Origin of the sequence: Methylorubrum rhodinum, from assembly GCF_014199935.1 — a bacterium.
GTDB classification, from domain to species: domain Bacteria; phylum Pseudomonadota; class Alphaproteobacteria; order Rhizobiales; family Beijerinckiaceae; genus Methylobacterium; species Methylobacterium rhodinum.
In genome coordinates, this window is record NZ_JACHOP010000002.1 from 342,876 (window position 1) to 355,849 (window position 12,974).

Genomic DNA, 12,974 nt, shown 5'->3' on the forward strand with positions numbered 1-12,974 from the left:
CCTTTCGGAAGATTTTTTTGATCGACCCTGCGCCAACGCCCCGACCGCGAGGTCGGGGCGTTGGCGCAGCCGGCCGGAGATCGACCTCACCTTCCGAGGATCGCGCGCGGCGTCCTCGGGAGGTGGGGCGTCCGATCACTGGGTCAGCTGGGTCGTGGCGAAGGTCTGGTTGCCGCCGCCGTGGCAGGCCCACATGATCGCGGCGGCCCCGGTCTGGGTCGAGGCTCCGGCGATGTCGAGGCAGAGATTGGCCGCGGCGGCGGTGACGAAGGCGTTGCCGCCGTTCTGCGCCCGGGTCGTCCAGGCCTGGTTCGTACCGCCGTGGCAACCCCACTGCCAGATCCGCGAGTTGTTGGCGACCGCCCGCTCCAGGCTGATGTCGAGGCACTTGCCGCTCGCCGCGTTGACCAGTGCCGAGCCGCCCGCCACCGCCCGGACCCGCCACATCTGCTCCGAGCGGCCGGTGCAGGGCTGCTGGGTGACGAGGGCGCCGTCGTTGTTGTTGCCGGTGGGCACCGAGAGGCACAGGCCGGAATGGGCCGCCCTCAACGGCATGCCGCCGGTGTTGCCCGCCGTGCCTCCGCTCGAAGTGCCGCTCGAGGTCGCGGTGATCGAGAAGGTCTGGTTGCCGCCGCCCCAGCAGCCCCAGACCACCGTCGCCGCACCGGCCTGGGTCGAGACGCCGTAGACGTCGAGACACAGATTGGCCGCGGCGGCGGTGACCAGCGCGTTGCCGCCGTTCTGGGCCCGGCTCGTCCAGGCCTGATTCGTGCCGCCGTGGCAGGCCCACTGCCAGATCCGCGAACCGTTGGCGACCGCTCGCTCCAGGCTGATGTCCATGCACTTGCCGCTCGCCGCGTTGACATAGGCGTTGCCGCCCGCGGTGGCGCGGACCCGCCAGGTCTGCTCGGCGCCGCCGGTGCAGGGCTGCTGGGTGACGAGGGCGCCGTCGGCGTTGTTGCCGGCGGGCACCGCGAGGCACAGGCCCGAATGCGCCGCCTTCAGGGTGACGCCGTCCGTTCCGCCCGTTCCGCCCGCGGTGTCGGTTCCGCCGGTCCCCGTCCCGCCTGTCCCTGTCCCGCCCGTGCCGGTTCCGCCGCCCGCGGTGCCGCCGCCGGTTCCGGTGCCGCCGGTGCCCGTGCCGGCCGGGGTGCCGACGATCGGCGTGGCCGTCTGCGGGGGAGCGGCGACGTTGCCCATGGCCACGATCACGCCCGGCGAGGGCACGCCGTTCCGGTCGAGTGCGACGAGCTGGTAGTAGCCGGGAGGCGCGACGGCGCCGGAGGCCGGCGGCTGGAGCGTGACCGTCTGGTCGGTCTGGGTGAAGCCGAGGGGAATGCGGCGCTGGGTGAAGTTGAAGCTGTGCGTGGTCTGGCTCAGCCCGATCAGCACCACCTGCGCGACGCCGTTCTGCGAGGCGAACTCGAACTGCATCGCCTGGCCGTATTGCAGCCGGGTGGTGTTCAGGCTGACGATCTGCGGCCGGGGGGCGAGCGCGGCCCTCCCGTTCACCGTGGCGAACAGGTAGGGCGGGTAGAAGATCTCCGCGTTCTGGTTGTTGACCGGGCCGGGCGCGCCGCCGCCCGCCAGCAGCAGGGCGCCGTTCTGAAGCAGGATCGCGGAGGAGTGGTAGCCGCGATAGACCGCGCCCGACGCGCCGAGCGACCAGCGGCCGTTGCCCGGGTTCCAGATCTCGCTGGCCAGCACCACGTCGCCGCCGCCGCGGTCGTTCCACTTGCTGCCGCCCGTGACGGCGACCTGGCCGTTGGGCAGGACGGTCGCGTTGGCCCAGGCGCGCCCGAAATTCATCGCGGCGGTGTCGTTCACCGCGGGCGTGCCCCCGTTGATGTCGACCACCGTCGCCCGGCTGCTCGACAGGAAGCCCTCGCCGTTGGAATAGGAATTGCCGCCGACCTGGAGGATCTTGCCGGGCTCGTACATCACGGCCGTCGAGGCGGGGCCGACATTCGGCGCGTCCGCCGCATTTCCGGCGTTCCGCTGCGGCTCCTTGAACGGCAGCGTCGTGACCGAGCCGTTGCCCGCCGGATCGAGGGTCCACATCTTCTCCGACGAGATGCCGAAGACCCGGCCGTTGGGGGCGATCCAGGCGCGCGGGTACCAGAAGCGGTTGAAGTCGGGGCCGAAGGCGTCGCGGCTGTTGGCGCCGAACAGGCTGCGCCAGCTCCCGCCGTCGTAGACCTCCGGCGTCGTGCCGGTCATCCAGCCGTTGTTGATGCTGCCCTGCGGATCGGCCCACCCGCCGAGATACGGATAGGAGCCGCCGACGATCACCTGCTGGCCGTTCGGCAGGGTCAGCATGGTCGAGTAGTAGCGGTCGTTGGCGAGCTGCGCCCCGATGGCGGAGACGCCGTTGGCCGCCGTGTTGAGGACGACGCTGCCCTTGTCGTTGCCGTTGTCGAAGATGCCGCCCGAGACGAGCAGCGAGCCGTCGGCCTGGAAGGCCTGCGCCGCGCAGAAGCTGTTGATGCGGGTGATGCCCGGCAGGTTGACGTGGCTGCCCGCCGCCAGTCCGGCATAGGGGTTCCAGATGTCGAAGGTGCGGCCGTCCTGCACGCCCGGATTGCCGGCGGCGGTGCCGAACGAGACGACCTTGCCGGAGGGCAGCAGGCCCATGTGGATCGCGTTCATCGGCCAGTCGCGCACGCCCGACCACATGCCCATGGTCGGCGCCGAGTCCGGGATCGCGAGGTTGGCCAGCAGCGGGTCCTGGACGGCATCGACGACGATGCCGAACTTGGCCGCCTGGGCGGGATTCAGGAAGCCGGTGGCCAGCATCGTGGCCGAGAGCAGGGCGGTTCGGCGGGCGCGGGCCCGGCTGTCCGCCACGTTGCGTCGCGTCATGTCGTCAACTCCGTCGTCGGTCGGTGAAATCGGTCGGGATCAGTGGGTCGGGGCGGGCTCGGACGTGCCGCGCGGGGGGCGCCCGACCCCGTCCTCGAAGGTGTCGAGGATCGCGAGGTCGCGCCGCAGCCGGGGGGCATCGAGCGGGTCGCTGCCGTAGGTCATCGCGATCTGCCCGCGCCGGTCGAACACGAGGATGGTCTGGGGCGGCTCGGGCAGGGCGCGCGCCGGGTATCGCAGCCGGTCGGCGATCGCCGCCGTCGCGGCGGCGTCGGCATCGAGGAAGCGCAGGGGCGTCGTCGGACCGACGAGCCCCTCGGCGAAGCGGCGCAGGCGCCCGGCTTCGTCGCGGGCGTCGTCGCCGGTCGGGTCGGTGTCGAGGGCGAGGAAGCTCACCCGCCCGCGCAGGGGCTCGGGCAGGGCGCGGGCGAGCTTGTCGAGGTCGAGGGTCCGCACGGCGCAGACGATCGTGCAGCCGACACTTACGAAGGAGACGACCACGAGCCGGTCGCGCAGGCTCTCGGGCGTCGGCCGCTCGCCGTGCTGGTCCCGGCGCGGCCGGGACGCCGCCGTGGGCTGCAGCAGGACGGCGAGGTCGCTCGAACCGCTCGACGCTTCGGCGCCGCCCGTCTCGGCGGCGCCGAGTCCCGTCGTCGCCAGGGCAAGAAGACCGAAGCTTGCCGCAACGGTTTGTCTGAAAATCGAAGGCATCGCGCAGGGTGCAACCGAGTTGTCGGGCTGATCTGCTGCGACCATCGGCGGGAGACATTGACAAATGGTGTGGCGGGTTTGCACAAGATGGTTTTGGACGCGATAACCTCAACGAAGTCTTGTCTTCCTACCCCCGATCGGGTGGGACGACGGGATGCGGGGGGGCGGCCCGTTCCCGTGCCCGTGCTTGGCATCGATCCGGTGGGCCGGGCGGCGAGGGTCCCGCCGCCGAGCTTCGACCCGGCGGCCATGGCTCGGGACATGACCCGCGAGACCGGCGCGGCGGCCACGTGATCTTGCGCTCGATCGGTCTATGCTCGCGGCCCGTGCGCCACTTGGCCGGAGCAGGGCAGGCGTTCTGAGTCGAAGAACGGGCGGGAAAGATCAGTCACCCTCGAATACGTTCAGGTCGCGAAATCGGTGCACGGCTCGACTATCTCGCCTGATCCAGTCGTTCTTTCGTTTGCGACCGTCTTCAACATCTCATTAACCATAAATCCCTAACGTCCCCGGACGAACGGATCGGGGCGCAAAGGCTCGTCGGCTGCATGAGGTGGGGGGCATTTGTCGTTGGAGCGGCGCTCGGCGGCGCCGTGGCCGGCGCGGCGCTCGCCGCCGAACCGGTCTCGGGGCTCAACCCGGCCGTCGCGGGCGCCGCGCCGGCCGGCCGGCCCTCCGGCGGCATCGTCGTGCGCGGCACGGACCGACACGTCGGCGGCGAGGCCCCGGCGGGGGCGTCGCTGCCCGGCGGCATGGTCAACCTCAACCTCGTCGAGGTGCCGCTCTCCGAGGCCGCCAAGGCGGTGCTCGCCGACACGCTGGGCTGGGGCTACAGCCTCGACGAGCGCGCCGCGGGCACGATCACCCTCCAGACCGGCGGCCCGGTCACCCGCGACACGCTGCTGTCGATGTTCGAGACCGCGCTCGGCAGCCGCGGCCTCGTCCTGCGGCGGCGCGGGCGCACCGCGCAGATCGTGCCGTCCGGCGGTCCCGGCGTGCAGCCGGTGCGGGGGCCGTCGGCCGAATCGGGCGCCGTCACCGTACCGCTGCGCTGGATCTCGGCCGCCGAGATGCAGGCGGTGCTCGGCGCGATCGCCCCCCGCGAGGTGGTGCTGCGCGCCGACCGGACCCGCAACCTCCTGATCCTGTCGGGCGATGCCGGCCAGATCCGGGCGCTGCGCCAGACCATCGAGGTGTTCGACGTCGACTGGATGCGCGGCATGTCGACGGCGATGCTGCCGGTGCGCAGTGCCAACCCCCGCTCGATCGCCCGCGACCTCGCCCAGATCTTCGGCGGCGAGGCGGCGGGCACCGGCGACATGATCCGCTTCGTGCCGAACGAAGCGCTCGGCGCCATCCTCGTGGTCAGCTCGCGCGCCGCCTATCTCGACCGGGCGCGGGGCTGGCTGGAGCAACTGGAGACCTTCGCGGCCGAGCGCGAGCGCCAGCTCTTCGTCTACCGGATCCAGAACCGCTCCGCCAAGGAACTCGCGATGGTGCTCCAGGGCGTCGTCGCCGCCGAGACCGGGATGTCCGTCGGCGGCGGCATGGGCGGCGGTATGGGAGGCGGCTTGAGCGGTGGCCTGGGCGGTGGTTTGAGTGGCGGATACGGCGGCACGATGGGCTCCGACCCGTCCGGGCTCGGTAGCGGGGGCGGTTTCGGCAGCGATCCCTCGCATGGCGGCTCGGGCAGCCTGCCGAGCCAGAACTCGGGCGGCTTCGGTTCGTCCTTCGGCGGCGCGTCGGGGGCGCAGGGCGCCGGGTCGGGCGGCGGCTTAGGCGGGGGCACCTCGGGCGGGTCCGGCGGCACTCTCGGCGGCACTCTCGGCGGCGGCTTCGGTGCCGGTGCGGGCGGCCTCTCGGGCGCGCCCGGCACCCTCTACGGCGGCGCCTCGGCCTCCGGCTACGGCATGGACAGCGGCTATGGCGGCTATGGCGGCGGCATGGGCGCGCGCCGCGACGCCATCGGCATCGTCGCGGACGAGGCCAATAACAGCCTCGTGATCTCGGCCACCCGCAACCAGTACGACAAGATCCTGCGCATCCTCGGCCGCCTCGACGCGATGCCGACCCAGGTTCTCCTGGAAACCGTGATCGCCGAGGTGACCCTCAACGACTCGCTGCGCTTCGGCGTGCAGTGGTTCCTCAAGAACGGCGGCGGGCAGTTCAACAACGTCCAGGGCGACGTGGTCGGATCGTCCGGGCGCGGCGGGGGCACCGCCTCGCTGGTCAAGGCGGCGGTCGGCGGCGTGCCGGGCTTCAACTACCTGCTCAACGCCTCTGACTTCAACGTCGTGCTCAACGCGCTCCAGGGCGTGACGCGGGTCAACGTCATCTCGTCGCCCAACATCACCGTGCTCGACAACCGCACCGCCAAATTGCAGGTCGGCGATCAGGTGCCGATCGTGCAGCAGACCGGGCAGAGCGCGCTCTCGACCAACGCGCCGATCCTCAACCAGATCGAGATGAAGGACACCGGCGTCATCCTCTCGGTGACGCCGCGGGTCAACAAGAACGGCCTCGTGGTGCTCGACATCAACCAGGAGGTCAGCGACGTGGTGAAGACCACGACCTCGAACATCAACTCGCCGACGATCCGCCAGCGCCGCGTCGCCACCAGCGTCGCGGTCAACGACGGCCACAGCCTCGCCATCGGCGGCATGGTGCAGGAGAAGGCGCAGATCTCGAACGAGGCGGTGCCGGTGCTGGGCGAGCTGCCCGTGATCGGCCAGGCGTTCCGCAACCGGATCGACGAGCGGGTGCGCACCGAACTGATCGTCTTCATCCGCCCGAGGGTGATCCGCGGCACGGCGGAAGCCGACCGCATCGCCGAGGATTTCCGTCAGCAGTTCAAGGCGATGATGCCGGTCCGCCCCGTCCCCGCCCCTCCGCCGATGGCGGTGTCGCTGCCGGGGCAGGAGGGGGTGCTGCGGCGGATGATGGAGTGACGCGGGGAGGGAACGCGCTTGGATGCGCGCGGGGCGTGGCTCCTCTGCCTCAGGCGCTGCCGCCGGTTTCGTAGTGCCGTAAGGTCCGGGCGGCGGCATCGAAGGCGGCCCAGGTTTTCTTGGCGAGGCTCCCGCCGACGCTGCACCGACGGACACCGAGCCCGGCGAGCGCCCGGATCCCGTCATCGTAGTCGTGCACGACGACGTTGACGGTCTTCGGGGCGACCGCCGCGACGAGTTCCGCGACGGCGCCGTGATCGCTGAGGAAGGGCACGAAAAGGCAGTCGGCGCCGGCCTCGGCATAGGCGACGGCACGCGCGATGCTGGCACTCGCCGGCATGCCGGGAACACGGAAATTCTCGTTCCGGCCGATCAGCATAACGCTCGGATCGATGGCGTCGATGGCGGCCCGCGCGGCAGCGATCCGATCGACCGCCAGGGCCGTCTCGTACATGACGGTGCCCGACCAATCCTCGATCGACAGGGCGGCGACACCCGTATCGATCGCCAGGGCGACGTTCCGCGCAACGTCCTCGGGAGGGTCGGCGAAGCCGTTCTCGAAATCCGCATTGATCGGCAGGTGCGTGCTGGCAACCAGCATCTTCAGGTGGGCCAGCACCGCCTCCAGGCCGAGCTCTCCATCCTGTTTACCCGCCGCCCACGCCGCGCCGGCGCTTGTCGAGGCGATCGCCTTGAATCCAAGCCCGGCCAGTCGCACCGTGCTGCCGGCATCCCAGGCATTGGGCAGCAGGAAGAACCCATCTTCGTGCAGCTTGCGAAAAGCAGCCCTCTTTTCCGCCACGCCGTGCATCGGCCCATCCCCCGTTTTCAGGCCAACCGTCTTCCGGCTTGCGCCGGTGCCGACTCGCTTCATTGAAGCTCGTGGTGTCGAGCCATGCACGGAGCGTGGCCCCTTGGTCGTCGCGAACCGAGCACGCACGACTCTCGCTACGAGAGACGTCTCACCGCCGCAGGCCCGCGTCGAGCGGCTTCGGGCGCAGCGTCGCCGGGGGCCCCATGAAGGCGGCGGTGAAGGCGCGGCCGCGCTGATCCACGGTGACGTGATCGGCCGCGATGGCGACGACGCGCCAGTCGGCGCGGCCCTCGCCGGTCCTGAGCCAGATGCGGTCGCCGCTGCCGTCGTCGATCAGCGCGCTCGCCGCCGCGCCGTCGAGGCGGATGCCGCGCACGATCAGGACGGGGCGGGGCGGATCGCCCTCGGCCACCGTCTCGCGGCTGCCCCGCGCCGTCCACTCGCGCCGGCCGGGATCGAACAGCGGGCGCCGCAGGGCGGCCTCGCCGGGCGGTTCGGCGCGGATCGCGGGGGGCTCCGGCGCCGGATCGATCCGCACCGGCCAAGCGAAGGCCGCGAGCGCCGCCGCCGCCGCGAGGCCGAACAGGACGCGCGGCAGCAGGCCGGTCGGGGGCAGAGCGGGCAGGGCCGGTCTCACGGGGCGCGGCCTCCGGCGTCCGGCGGGGGAGCGGGCGGCACCACCACGCCGCGCAGGGTCAGGCTCGCGCGCATCACCAGCGGCCGGCCGCCTTCCTCGTCCGCCGCCCGGGCGATGCCGAGTTCCGCCTCCTCGACGGCCAGGAGCGGCGCCTCGGTTTCGAGGGCGTGCAGCAGGCCGTGCAGGCCGTCGGCCGTCCCGCGCAGGCTCGTCCGCAGGCGCGGCAGGGCCGGCCGGGCCGGATCGGGATCGAGGCCGGCCCAGTCGATCACCACCGCGCGGCCCAGGGCGAGGCCCTCCAGCCGGCCGCGGAAGGCGGCGAGCAGGGCGTCGCCGTCCGGCGCGACGAGCGGGGCGGGAAGCGGCGGGCGGGCGGCGGCGGCCTGCGCCCGGGCGAGGTGGTCGCGCGCCGCCGCGATCTGCCCCTGCGCCTCGATGGCGCCCGAGACCGGCCCGGCGGCGAGCCCGAGGATCAGCCCGATCCCGCCGAGGCCGAGGAGCAGGGGACGGATCGGCAGGACGCTCAGGGATGGGAGAGGGGGACGCGTCACGGCCGATCCCCGCGGTCGGTTCGCGGCAGCAGGAGGACGAGCCGGCGCGCCCCGTCGGGGCCGGCGGCCGTTTCCTGCAGGAACGGCGCGCCGAAGCCCGGCACGCTCCCCAAAGCCGCGAGCGCGGCCGGCTCGTCCGCGGTCAGCACGGTGAGCCGCGCGCCGTCCGCGTCGAGGCGAAGGCCCGCGGCGGACGCCGAATCCGGGAGGGCCGCAGCGAGGGCGTCCCAGGTCTTGGCCAAGGGCGGCCCCCGTCCCGAAACGATCGCCGCCGCTCCGGCCTGGACCGGGGCCGGCAGGGCGGGACCGGCGGCGCGGCGGGCCTGCGCGAAGGCGTCGTCGAGGGCGGCCAGCGTCGCGTCCTGATGGGCGCGAAGGCCCCAGAAGGCGGCGAGCAGCATCAGGGCCGCACCGGCCATGAGCGCGAGGTCGCCCTTGCGGGCGCCGCCGGCGAGCCCCTGCAGCGTGCGGTGCCCGCCGGTGAGGAGATCGACCGGCATGGTCCGCGCCTCGTCCGGCCCGACCGTGACCGGTCCGGCGGCGATGCCGGCATCCGCGAGCGCGGCGAGTAGCGGATCGAGGACGGCGCGCTTCACCACGACGTGGCGCACCCGCAGGCTCCGAGCGGCGGCATCCTCGCCCTCGACGTACCAGTCGCTGTGCACGCCCGCCGCGCGGAAGGGCGTCGCCGCCTCCAGTTCCTGCGCCAGCACCGCGCGCATCCGCGGCAGGGCCGCGCTCGGCAGGGTGAGGGTGCGCATGAAGCAGCGGGCCGGATCGACCAGGATCTTGGCCCGCACCCCGGCTTGCCCGGCGCGGATCGCCGCGAGGCGCGCCGTCAGGTCGTCCGCCGCGTCGAGACGCTGGACCAGGGGCGTCTGCCCGCGCCGGTCGATCAGGGTCAGGCCCGGCTCGGCCGGAGGGCCGAGGCGAATCGTCAGGAGGCCCGGCGCGCGGTCGGCCCGCACCTCGCTCAGGCCGAGCAGGTAGGCGGTCGTGTCGAGGCTCTCGCGCAGCACGGCCTTGCGCGCAGGCCGCGCGCCGACCGGATGGGCGTCCATGGCATTCACGCGGGCAGGTGCTCCGGCAACGTCGATGGGAGGAGTTGTTAAGCCTCCCGGTGTTTACGTCGGCTTAAGGGGCGCGACGCCCGCGCGGGGCTTGTCCGAACGCCGACCCGCGGAGTGCGCGCGGGGGCGATCCGGGAATGCTGAGCGTCTGGGGATCGAAGAGCCGGCCGCAGCGGGTGCGGCCCGACCGGCGCGGCGGAGCCCGCGATCGGCTCGACGCGCCCCGCGCCTTCGTCGAGTCCCTCATGGCCGCCGGCCTGCTCGACGCGGCGGGATTCGAGCGGGCGCTGGCCGCCCTCGACCTGCCGGGCCGCCGGCCGCTGCCGGTGCTCCTGACCGAACTCGGCCTCGTCCACGAGGCGGCGCTGGTCGATGCGCTCGCCGAGGCGACCGGGCTCGCGGTCCTCCAGGACGAGGACCTCCCGGCCGCCCCCGTTCTCCCCGAGACCATCTGTGCCGATTACTGCGCCCGCGCCCGCGTGCTGCCGCTCGCCGAGGACGGCGACGGCCTCGTCGTGGCTGTGGTCGATGCGTTCGATCCCGAGATTCCGGCCGCACTCGAACACCTGACCGACCGCCCCGTCACCTGCCGCCTCGTCGGCCCCGGCAGCTTCGAGCGGGCGCACCGCGCCCTCTACGGCGATGCCGCGGGCGAGGACGAGGGTGGGGCCGACGACGACCTGAGCCGGCTCGCCGACGTGGCGAGCCAAGCGCCGATCGTCAGACTGGCCGCCCGCCTCGTGCGAAAGGCCTTCGAGCTGACGGCCTCCGACATCCATCTGGAGGCGGAGGAGACCGACATGCGGGTGCGCTACCGCGTGGACGGCGTGCTGGTGGAGGCCGAGCGGCTGCCGAAATCCGTGCAGCTCGCGCTCACCACCCGCATCAAGATCCAGGCCGGCCTCAACATCGCCGAGCGGCGCCTGCCGCAGGACGGGCGCATGAAGGCGCCCGACCGCGGCCAGGACGTCGACATCCGCGTCTCGACCCTGCCCACCGCCCACGGCGAGAGCGTGGTGCTGCGCGTGCTCGACGGCTCGCGCCGGGTCGAGGATTTTTCGTCCCTCGGCTTCGACGCGCCGGCGATTGCCCGCATCGCGGCGATGACGGGCAAGCCCAACGGCCTCGTCCTCGTCACCGGCCCGACCGGGTCAGGGAAAACCACGACGCTCTACGCGGCGCTCCGGCGGATCAACGGCCCGCATCTCAAGGTCGTCACCGTCGAGGACCCGATCGAGTACCGGATGGCGGGCGTCAACCAAGTCCAGGCCCATGCCGGGATCGGGCTCGACTTCTCGGCCGCGCTCCGCTCGATCCTGCGCCAGGACCCGGACGTGGTGATGGTCGGCGAGATCCGCGACGGCGAGACCGCGCGCATCGCCGTGCAGGCCTCGCTCACGGGCCATCTCGTCATCTCGACGCTGCACACCAACTCGGCGCCGGCCACCGTGACCCGGCTGATGGACATGGGCGTCGAGCCCTACCTCATCGCCGCGACGCTGAACGGCGTGGTGGCCCAGCGCCTCGTGCGGCGGCTGTGCGGGGCCTGCGCCACGCCGGAGCCCGCGACCGATCAGGAGCGGCTGCGCCTCGCCGTGCCGGCGTCCCAGCCCCTCACCCTCAAGCGCGCCCGCGGCTGCCCCGCCTGCAACGGCACCGGATACCGCGGCCGCATGGTCGTGTCCGAGATCATGCCGCTCGACCCCGCCCTGCGCGCGCTCATCGCGGACGGGGCGGGGGAGGGGGCGATCACGAAAAGCGCCCGCGAGGCCGGGATGGCGAGCCTCGTCGAGAGCGGCCGGGCGCGGGTGATTTCGGGCGACACCACCCTCGACGAGGTCGGCCGCGTGCTGGAGGGTCAACTCTGATGCCCCGCTTCGCCTATCAGGCCTATGCCGCGGACGGGCGCGCCCGCTCGGGGAAGATCGAGGCCGACAGCCGCCAGCGCGCGGTGGCGCAGTTGCGCGCCGATGGGCTGCAGGTCTTCGCCATCGAGGCCGCCGCGATGGGGCCGGCACCGTTCTGGAGCCGCGACCTGTTCGGGCGCGACCGGGTCAACGACGCCGCCCGGATCGCCTTCCTCAGGGAGTTCGGCACGCTGGTGGGCGCCGGGCTCACCGTCGACCGGGCGCTGCGGCTCGTGGAGCGGCAATCCTCGGCGGCGCTCAAGCCGATCCTCGCCGACATCCTGGAGCGCGTCGTGGCCGGCGCCTCGCTGTCGCGGGCGATGGCGGCGCATCCCCAGGCGTTTCCCGCCGACATGGTCGACATCGTGCGCGCGGGCGAGGCGACGGGGACGCTCGTCGACGTGATCGGCTCGCTGACGGGCTCGATCGAGCGGCGCGACGCGGTGCGCCGCCACCTCGCCTCGGCGATGATCTACCCGGCGCTGCTGGTGCTGATGGCGATCGGCACGCTGGTGATGATCGTCGTGGTGCTGGTGCCGGCCCTGGCGCCTCTGTTCGACGGCACGGGCCGGGAGCCGCCCTTCGCGATCCGCGCGGCGGGGGCGCTCGGCCACGCCGTGAGCGCGGGCTGGCCCTGGCTCGTCGGCGGGGGCGGGCTCTTGGCGCTCGCCCTCGTCAGGTTGTGGCCGAACCCGGCCTTCGCGGCGGCCCGTGGCCGCTTCGCGCTGCGGGTGCCGCTGGTGCGGGAGATCGTGGTCGGGATCGAGCTCGGGCGCATCTGCCGGGTGCTCGGCACGCTGCTGACCGCGCAGGTGCCGATCCCCGACGCGGTGGCGGCCACCCGCCCGCTCGCGGGCAACCGCGTGTTCCGCACGGCCCTCGACGAGGCGGGCCGGCGGCTGACCGAGGGGGCGAGCCTCGCCACCGGCCTGTCGAGCCTGAAGGCGCACGCGCCCTCGACGCTCAACCTCATCGCCAGCGGCGAGCAGGTGAACCGCCTCGGGCCGGTGCTGATCCACGCCGCCGAGATGCACGAGACCCAGACGCGCCAGCGCATCGACCGCCTGCTCGCGCTGATGACTCCGCTGGTGACGGTGACGGTCGGCGGGCTGATCGGCGGGCTGATCATCTCGGTGATGGGCGCGATCACGAGCGTGGGGCAGTTGGCGCAGTGACCGCATACGCTTCCGGCTGATCGCTTCGGAGCCCGTTGGGTCCCCCCTCTCCCCGCACGCGGGGAGAGGCCTGCATGGACCTTGTCGTCCATGCAGGAAGCGAAGCGGCGGTGAGGGGGCGGTTCCGGTGGAGCCTCTTCCGTCGAAGCCCCCTCACCTTCGCCTGCCGGCTCGCCGCGCCGACGACGAGGTCGTCGCGGCCCTCTCCCCGCACAGCGGGGCGAGGGGATGCGCGCCCGACCGACGCGGTCAAACGGAACCAATCTAACGAGATTCCAAAGGGATACATCCCTTTGGCG

9 protein-coding genes are annotated in these 12,974 nt (G+C 72.8%); 3 read left to right on the plus strand and 6 right to left on the minus strand.

Annotated elements, in window-relative coordinates; all coding sequences use genetic code 11:
* Positions 1–135: 135 nt before the first annotated feature.
* Together HNR00_RS03860 and HNR00_RS03865 are read right to left on the minus strand one after the other, a co-directional pair.
* Positions 136–2,862 carry an RICIN domain-containing protein gene (locus tag HNR00_RS03860; protein ID WP_183565167.1) on the minus strand — a complete coding sequence of 909 codons (2,727 nt, stop codon included), beginning with the start codon at positions 2,860–2,862 and terminating at the stop codon, positions 136–138.
* Positions 2,863–2,901: 39 nt separating this feature from the next.
* On the minus strand, positions 2,902–3,573 hold the full coding sequence (locus HNR00_RS03865) for an SCO family protein (RefSeq protein WP_183565170.1): 672 nt from the start codon (positions 3,571–3,573) through the stop codon (positions 2,902–2,904).
* 548 nt (positions 3,574–4,121) lie between these two features.
* Between HNR00_RS03865 and gspD the strand changes: the two genes are divergently transcribed.
* The gene (gene gspD, locus HNR00_RS03870; RefSeq protein WP_183565173.1) at positions 4,122–6,521 is read left to right on the plus strand and encodes a type II secretion system secretin GspD; all 2,400 of its coding nucleotides are present in this window, start codon (positions 4,122–4,124) and stop codon (positions 6,519–6,521) included.
* A 49-nt stretch (positions 6,522–6,570) separates the two neighbouring features.
* On the opposite strand, the gene HNR00_RS03875 is transcribed toward gspD, so the two are convergent.
* From HNR00_RS03875 to HNR00_RS03890, 4 genes are all read right to left on the minus strand, one after another.
* Positions 6,571–7,395, minus strand: coding sequence for an isocitrate lyase/PEP mutase family protein (locus tag HNR00_RS03875; protein ID WP_210306274.1), 825 nt, complete (start codon positions 7,393–7,395; stop codon positions 6,571–6,573).
* A gap of 88 nt (positions 7,396–7,483) precedes the next feature.
* Positions 7,484–7,972 (minus strand): hypothetical protein, encoded by a 489-nt coding sequence (locus HNR00_RS03880; RefSeq protein ID WP_183565176.1) that lies wholly within the window; start codon positions 7,970–7,972, stop codon positions 7,484–7,486.
* Entirely contained in the window at positions 7,969–8,523 is a 555-nt protein-coding gene (locus HNR00_RS03885) for a GspMb/PilO family protein (RefSeq protein WP_183565179.1), read from the minus strand. Before HNR00_RS03885 ends, HNR00_RS03880 begins: the two co-directional genes overlap by 4 nt.
* Entirely contained in the window at positions 8,520–9,593 is a 1,074-nt protein-coding gene (locus HNR00_RS03890) for a hypothetical protein (RefSeq protein ID WP_183565181.1), read from the minus strand. The genes HNR00_RS03885 and HNR00_RS03890 overlap by 4 nt, the downstream gene beginning before the upstream one ends.
* A gap of 137 nt (positions 9,594–9,730) precedes the next feature.
* Here HNR00_RS03890 and HNR00_RS03895 point away from each other — a divergent pair, with 137 nt between their 5' ends.
* Both HNR00_RS03895 and HNR00_RS03900 read left to right on the plus strand, forming a co-directional pair.
* Positions 9,731–11,461 (plus strand): GspE/PulE family protein, encoded by a 1,731-nt coding sequence (locus HNR00_RS03895; protein WP_183565184.1) that lies wholly within the window; start codon positions 9,731–9,733, stop codon positions 11,459–11,461.
* The gene (locus HNR00_RS03900; protein ID WP_183565187.1) at positions 11,461–12,675 is read left to right on the plus strand and encodes a type II secretion system F family protein; all 1,215 of its coding nucleotides are present in this window, start codon (positions 11,461–11,463) and stop codon (positions 12,673–12,675) included. Before HNR00_RS03895 ends, HNR00_RS03900 begins: the two co-directional genes overlap by 1 nt.
* The last annotated feature ends 299 nt before the right edge of the window (positions 12,676–12,974 follow it).

Bases quoted from the DNA above. Each gene is read 5' to 3' on its own strand.
- HNR00_RS03865 (WP_183565170.1), bottom strand. From the start codon at position 3,573: ATGCCTTCGATTTTCAGACAAACCGTTGCGGCAAGCTTCGGTCTTCTT.
- HNR00_RS03875 (WP_210306274.1), bottom strand. From the start codon at position 7,395: ATGAAGCGAGTCGGCACCGGCGCAAGCCGGAAGACGGTTGGCCTGAAA.
- gspD (WP_183565173.1), top strand. From the start codon at position 4,122: ATGAGGTGGGGGGCATTTGTCGTTGGAGCGGCGCTCGGCGGCGCCGTG.
- HNR00_RS03900 (WP_183565187.1), top strand. From the start codon at position 11,461: ATGCCCCGCTTCGCCTATCAGGCCTATGCCGCGGACGGGCGCGCCCGC.
- HNR00_RS03860 (WP_183565167.1), bottom strand. From the start codon at position 2,862: ATGACGCGACGCAACGTGGCGGACAGCCGGGCCCGCGCCCGCCGAACC.
- HNR00_RS03895 (WP_183565184.1), top strand. From the start codon at position 9,731: ATGCTGAGCGTCTGGGGATCGAAGAGCCGGCCGCAGCGGGTGCGGCCC.